This is a genomic window from Glycomyces dulcitolivorans, assembly GCF_003265355.1.
In the GTDB taxonomy this organism is placed as follows: domain Bacteria; phylum Actinomycetota; class Actinomycetes; order Mycobacteriales; family Micromonosporaceae; genus Glycomyces; species Glycomyces dulcitolivorans.
This window is the reverse complement of the sequence record NZ_QFRW01000205.1, coordinates 1-6,594: the sequence shown is the minus strand read 5'-3', so window position 1 is coordinate 6,594 and position 6,594 is coordinate 1. Positions and strand designations below refer to the sequence as shown.

5 protein-coding genes are annotated in these 6,594 nt (G+C 70.8%); 2 read left to right on the top strand and 3 right to left on the bottom strand.

Annotation, left to right across the window (positions count from 1 at the left end):
- Nucleotides 1–153 precede the first annotated feature (153 nt).
- Both DI269_RS14555 and DI269_RS14550 read right to left on the bottom strand, forming a co-directional pair.
- The gene (locus tag DI269_RS14555; RefSeq protein WP_112137025.1) at nt 154–1,122 is read right to left on the bottom strand and encodes a UDP-glucuronic acid decarboxylase family protein; all 969 of its coding nucleotides are present in this window, start codon (nt 1,120–1,122) and stop codon (nt 154–156) included.
- Nucleotides 1,123–1,204: 82 nt separating this feature from the next.
- Nucleotides 1,205–2,776 carry a sugar transferase gene (locus tag DI269_RS14550; RefSeq protein WP_408612299.1) on the bottom strand — a complete coding sequence of 524 codons (1,572 nt, stop codon included), beginning with the start codon at nt 2,774–2,776 and terminating at the stop codon, nt 1,205–1,207.
- Between the two features lie 194 nt (nt 2,777–2,970).
- Here DI269_RS14550 and DI269_RS14545 point away from each other — a divergent pair, with 194 nt between their 5' ends.
- On the top strand, nt 2,971–4,122 hold the full coding sequence (locus DI269_RS14545; protein ID WP_112137021.1) for a glycosyltransferase family 4 protein: 1,152 nt from the start codon (nt 2,971–2,973) through the stop codon (nt 4,120–4,122).
- On the opposite strand, the gene DI269_RS14540 is transcribed toward DI269_RS14545, so the two are convergent.
- Entirely contained in the window at nt 4,119–4,820 is a 702-nt protein-coding gene (locus tag DI269_RS14540; protein ID WP_112137019.1) for a CDP-alcohol phosphatidyltransferase family protein, read from the bottom strand. The two genes, DI269_RS14545 and DI269_RS14540, sit on opposite strands and share 4 nt — an antisense overlap.
- Before the next feature lie 250 nt (nt 4,821–5,070).
- Here DI269_RS14540 and DI269_RS14535 point away from each other — a divergent pair, with 250 nt between their 5' ends.
- Complete coding sequence (locus tag DI269_RS14535; RefSeq protein ID WP_112137017.1) at nt 5,071–6,567, top strand: glutamate--cysteine ligase; 1,497 nt, start codon at nt 5,071–5,073, stop codon at nt 6,565–6,567.
- The last annotated feature ends 27 nt before the right edge of the window (nt 6,568–6,594 follow it).

Below are 6,594 nucleotides of genomic sequence, written 5' to 3'. Positions count from 1 at the left end.
CGCCGAGGCGACGCGCGCGCCGCCCCCGCCGCCCGCGGGCGGCACCGAGGCGCTGCCGCGGTAGTTGGAACCGGAATACGTCATGGTGCCAGCTTACGTGGTGTCCGCCCGCGCGCCGGGACCGCGCACGCGGGGCGAAAGATCAGAGAACGCTCAGGCGGAGGTGAGTTCGCCCGCAGCGCGCCGGGCCGCGAAGTCGTCGATGGTCGCCTTGAGACCCGCCTCATAGTGCACCTGCGGCTCGTAGCCGAGCAGCGTCCTGGCGGCGGTGAGGTCGGGGCGGCGGCGCTCGGGGTCGTCGGAGGGCCGGTCGGTGTACTCGACCTTCGAGGGCGAGCCGGTCAGGCGCAGGATGACCTCGGCCATCTCCCCCACCGTCAGCTCGTACTCGGTGCCGAGGTTGACCGGGCCGTACTCGCCGGACTCCAGGAGCAGGACGAGGCCGTTGACGAGGTCGTCGACGTAGCAGAGCGAGCGGGTCTGGGAGCCGTCGCCGTAGACGGTGAGCGGCTCGCCCGCGAGGGCCTGGGAGATGAAGTTCGGGATGACGCGCCCGTCGTCGGGGCGCATCCGCGGGCCGTACGTGTTAAAGATCCGCACGATCGCCGCGTCGAGTCCCTTGTGGCGGTGGTAGGCCGCGACCGCGGCCTCCGAGAAGCGCTTGGCCTCGTCGTAGCAGGAGCGGATCCCGATCGGGTTCACGTTGCCCCAGTAGGACTCCGGCTGCGGGTGCACGAGCGGGTCGCCGTAGACCTCGGAGGTGGAGGCCATCAGGAAGCGGGCGCCGTCGGCGAGGGCGCGGTCGAGCACGTGGAGCGTGCCGACGGAGTCGACGCGGAGGATCTCGACGGGGAGCGTCTCGAAGTCGACCGGGCTGGCCGGGCACGCGAAGTGGAGGACGGCGTCGAAGGGCTCGTCGCCGACGGGGAGGCCCTCGGTGACGTCGGCTTCGACGACGGTGAGGCGCTCGTGGGATTCGAGGTTGGCCCGGGAGCCGGTGGAGAAGTTGTCGACGGCGGTCACGTCGCAGCCCTTCGCGAGGAGCGCGTCGACGAGGTGGCTGCCCACCAGGCCCGCGCCGCCCGTCACGAGGATGCGGCTGCCGGTTCCGTAAGTAGTCATCAAGATCCAAGATTATCAGGGTTGGCCTGGCGTTCACCTGGGCGCAGGCTGTGCGTTGGCTCAACGCACGCCCGTGTGCCCGTCAGTACGCGCCCTTTCGGCGCAATACTACGGCGACCGTGCGGAAAAGGATCTGGAGGTCGGTCGTGAGGGACCAGTTGTCGACGTAGTACAGGTCCAGGCGGACCGCGTCGTCCCAGGACAGGTCGGAGCGGCCCGAGACCTGCCACAGGCCGGTGATGCCGGGGCGCACGAGCAGGCGGCGGCGCACGTCGCCGAGGAAGTCGCCGTTCTCGGCCGGGAGGGGCCGGGGGCCGACGAGGCTCATCTCGCCGCGGACCACGTTGACCAGCTGCGGGAACTCGTCGATCGAGGTGCGGCGCAGCCACTTGCCGACCTTGGTGATGCGCGGGTCGTCCTTCATCTTGAACAGGAGGCCGTCGGTCTCGTTGTGCATCATGAGGGCGGCCTGGCGCTCCTCGGCGTCGATGTACATGGTGCGGAACTTCCAGCACGAGAACGTCTCGCCGTCGCGGCCGACGCGGTTCTGGCGGAAGAACACCGGCCCGGGGCTGTCGGCCTTGATCGCGATCGCGACGGCCAGGAACAGCGGCGACAGGAGGATCAGCCCGAACACCGAGGAGGAGATGTCGAGGATGTTCTTGATCAGCCAGCCGATGCCGGAGATCTTCGGCTCCTCGACGTGCAGGAGCGGCAGGCCCTCGACGGGGCGGATGTGCACGCGCGGCCCGGCGATGTCGGTGAGGGCGGGGGCCACGACCAGATCGCGGCCGGTGCCTTCGAGCTGCCAGGCGAGGCGGCGCAGGTCGGCGGCGTCGGCGGAGGCGGAGCCGCACACGGCGAGGGTGTCCGCTTCGAGGCGCTCGGCGCAGGTGACGACGTCGGTCCCGGCGAAGACCGGGACCGGGGTGTCGAGGTTGCGGACCGAGGAGGCGCCCTCGGTCACGTAAATGCCGACGGGGACGAGGCCGGCGGCGGGCGCGCGGCGCACCGTCCGGTAGACCTCCAGCGCCTCGGGGTAGGCGCCGATGAGCAGGACGCGCTGGACGCCCTTCCCGGCGAGGCGCATCTTGTGCAGGCCGTACCGGGCGCCGTAGCGGAAGCCGCAGACGAGGACGGCCGCGGCGAGGAGGATGACGGCGACCGCGACACGCGAGACGTCGGCCTTGAACGTCAGGGCCGCGAAGGAGACGAGGGCCAGCATGAACATGGAGGCGCGGATGACGCGCTTGAACTCCTCGTTGCCCATGCCGAAGTAGCGGCGGTCGTAGGAGCCGGTGCCCCACAGGGCGAGCAGCCACGCGAGGGGCAGGAACAGCCAGACCGTGAGGTAGAAGAAGTGGAGCTGGTTCGCGGTGTCGAAGCCGGCGTCGGGGGCGTGGGTGAGGTTGACGGCCATGACGGTGGCGAGGAGGGCGGCGAGCAGGTCGGCGCCCACGAGGGCGCCCTGGTAGTAGCGGTGCCAGTTGGAGGCGCGGACGAGGCGGCGCCAGGTGCGGCGGGTGGCGCCGTTCGTGACCAGCTGGGGGTCACCGCCTACGCGTGCACCGGCCACCTGCGTCCCCGTCCGTCCGTACGGACCACTGCCACGTCCGTGGAGATTGTTTGCTGGACGTTCCAGGCTCGTAGCCACTGCACATCCCTGCGGTCGTCAGCTTACGGTGGAGGTGAGTGTCCGCGGGCGGAGATCGACGCTGCGTCTCTATCACCGGGCGGCCCGCCGACACGGTACCCGACAACCTACACCTATTCGGCTCCTGCGGTATCTTCGGCCGAGCTGAAAGCCGTTCCCGCCACCCCGCACACCCAGCCCGTGAGGAAGATCCCGTGAAGATCGTCATCGCCCACAACCGGTACGCCTCGGCGCAGCCCTCCGGCGAGAACGTCATCGTGGACTACGAGATCGGGGCCCTGCGCGAGGCGGGCATAGAGGTGGTCCCGTTCCTGCGGTCCTCCGACGAGATCGGTTCCCTTCCCCCGCAGAAGAAGGCGCTGCTCGCGGCCTCGCCGGTGCACGCGGCCGGGACGCAGCGGCGACTCGCCGAACTCCTGGAGCGCGAGCGGCCCGACGTCTTCCACCTGCACAACCCGTACCCGCTGCTGTCGCCGTCGGTGGTCCACACCGCACACCGCGCCGGGATCAAAGTGGTCCAGACCATTCACAACTACCGGCACGACTGCATGAACGGGCTCTACTTCAGGGACGGCCACGACTGCCGCGACTGCCACGGCAAGCGCTGGAACGCACCGGGCGTGCAGCACGCCTGCTACCGGGGCTCGCGCGCCCAGAGCGCCGTCATGGCCGTCGCCCTCGGGACCCACCGGGACACGTGGCGGTCGGTCGACCGGTTCATCGCGCTCACCGACGCCATGGCCGGGTACCTCAAGAGCATCGGCATGACCGGCGACCAGATCCGCGTGAAGCCGAACGCCGTGGCCGATCCCGGGGTCGAGCCGCTCGGCGAGGGCTTCCTGTTCAGCGCCCGCCTCGTCCCCGAGAAGGGCGTGGAGCTGCTGCTCGACGCGTGGCGGAAGGCGCGGCCGGCGGTGCCGCTGCGCATCGCCGGGGACGGGCCGCTGCGGGAGATCGTCGAGGACGCGGCCGCCGCGCACCCCGAGATCCACTACCTCGGCCAGCTCGACCCGGTCGCGCGCGACGCCGCCGTCGCGGCCTCCGCGGCGGTGATCGTGCCGTCGATCTGGCAGGACATCCTGCCGACCTCGGGCATCGAGGCGCTCGCCGCCGGGCGGGCCGTGGTCGCCACGGACATGGGCGGGGCGCCGTTCATCGCCGGGGTCGGGACGCCCGCGCCCGCGGGCGTGGCGGCGAAGCCGGACGCGGAGTCGCTGGCGGCGGCGATCAACGAGGTCGCGAAGGACCCGTCGTACGCGGCGAACGCGCGCGCCCGCTACGAGGCGGTGTTCGCGCCCGAGGTGACGCTGCGCCGGTTGATCGAGATCTACGAGGAGCTGCTCTAGCGCAGCGTCGCCCGCGCGCTGGTCGCGATGCTCGCCAAGAGGAACAGTCCGTTGACGGCGCCGAAGAACAGCATCACGGCCGCCATCGATTCGGGCCACAGGAGCGCGAGGGCGATGACGACCAGGATGAAGCCGTAGTCGCGCACCAGTTTGATGAGGCGCACGACGATGTTGGTGCTCTTGACCATCGACACCGACGCGTCCTCTTTGGCCATGACCGAGGTGACGAGGTTCGTCATCCACAGGGCCGCGAACGCCGCGCCGCACCAGGCCGGGACCCAGGACGCGTAGGCGTCGACCACCGCGACGACGACCGCGACCACGGACGCCTGGATGGCGACGTCGCTGAGGATGTCGACGCGCGCGCCGGCGTCGGAGCCGGTGCCGGTGACGCGGGCGAGCTGCCCGTCGGCGCAGTCGAGCATGTACGCGGCGTGCCACAGCACGAGCGCGCCGAGGGCGAGCGGCCACCACGGGGCGCCGTCCTGCGCCGCCGGGATGTAGGCGATGACGGCGGCGCTGGTGGCGAGGCCGATCACGAGGTTGAGCAGGGTGAGATGGGTCGGCTTGAGGCCGGTTCGCCATGCGGCGTAGGCGAAGAGCGCGCCGCCGCGCTGGTCGAGGAGCGTGACGAGCCCGCCGCCTCGGTTGACGGCGAGGAAGTCGGCGGGCCGGTGGGGCGGGCGCTGGTCGTTCACGCGGCGATCCTATCGGTGCGGCCTCGGAGCGACGGGTGGCGGCGGTCGCAACGCTGCCGACCTGCCCGGCGACGCAACGTCGCCGGACGGAACCCCCTTGTGTCAAGATCCCGACACCACCGCCGCGGACGACTCCCTAATATGAGCGCGACCTGCACCATTTGGGACGAAACAACTTCTCCTTTGGTAGCCAGCGCATGACCAAGCGTCCTAGAGTTGATGGACGTTCGATTCCTGGGGAGGAACACATATGGGCGACGAGGTGACCGGCTCTGCCTTGAAGCACTGGGATCACCCGGCATATTCGGCGAGACTCCAGGCGGGAAGAGCGGCCCTCGCGCAGTTGCTCACCGAGGAGCGCCTGGACCGGGGCAGACCGATGACGGGGCTCGAACTGGAGCTGGATCTCCTTGAGCCCGACGGGAGTCCGGCGTTCGCGAACGACGCGGTGCTGGAGCACCTGCACACGTCCGGCGAGGAGGACGCGCTCTACGGCGCCCAGCATGAGCTGGGGGCCTTCAACATCGAGCTGAACCTGCCGCCGCGGCTCCTGGACGGGGCCGGGCTCTCCTGGTACGAGAGCGATCTGGCGGCGGTGCTCGCGGAGGTGCGGGAGGCGGCCGGGAAGGCCGAGGTGCAGATCTGTCCGATCGGGACGATGCCGACGCTGTTCACCGACCACATGGGGGTGGACGCGCTGTCGCGGGCGCGGCGGTACCGGGTCCTCAACGAGGAGATCATGTCGCAGCGGGGCGAGGACCTGCGGATCGACATCCGGGGCGCGGAGTCGGTGGACTTCACGTCGTCGACGATCGCGCCGGAGTCGGCGAACACGTCGGTGCAGTTCCACCTCCAGGTGGCGCCGGAGGACTTCGCGCGGCACTGGAACGCGGCGCAGGCGTTCGCGGGCGTGCAGGTCGCGACGGCGGCGAACTCGCCGTACCTGTTCGGGCGCCAGCTGTGGGCCGAGACGCGGGTGATCCTGTTCGAGCAGGGCACCGACACGCGGCGGGCGAACCAGCGGGCGGCGGGCGCGAAGCCGCGGGCGTGGTTCGGGGAGCGGTGGATCGGCGGCGTGCTGGACCTGTTCGACGAGAACTACAAGCACTTCTCGCCGCTTTTACCGCTGTGCGACGAGGAGGACCCCGAGGCGGTCATGGCCGTCGGCGGGGTCCCGACCTTGCAGGAGCTGCGGTTCCACAACGGGACCGTGTACCGGTGGAACCGGCCGGTGTACGACGTGTACCGGGGCCGTCCCCATGTGCGCGTGGAGAACCGGGTGGTCGCGGCGGGGCCGACGGCGGTGGACATCTGCGCGAACATGGCGCTGTTCTACGGCCTGGTCGCGCATTTCGCGGACGCGGAGGTGCCGCTGAGCGAGCGGATGACGTTCGCGCAGGCGGCCGGGAACTTCCGGGCGGCGGCGCGGCACGGGATCAACGCCGACCAGTGGTGGCCGGGCCTGGGCCTGGTCCCGGTGCGCCGCCTGGTCTTGGAGGAGCTGCTGCCGAAGGCTGCGGAGGGCCTTTCATCGCTCGGGGTGCACGGTCGGGACGTGGACCGGTACCTCGGGGTGATCGAGGCGCGATGCCGCCGGGGCGTGAACGGTGCGACCTGGCAGGTCGCGCGCGTGCAGGTCGCCGAGCACCGGCAGCGGCTGGAGCGGCGGGACGCCTTGCGGGCGATGGTGCTCGACTACGCGGCCCGCTCGGCCGACGGGCGGCCCGTCCACGAGTGGGACGTGTAAATGCGTGAGCGGCCGGGCCCTTGCAGG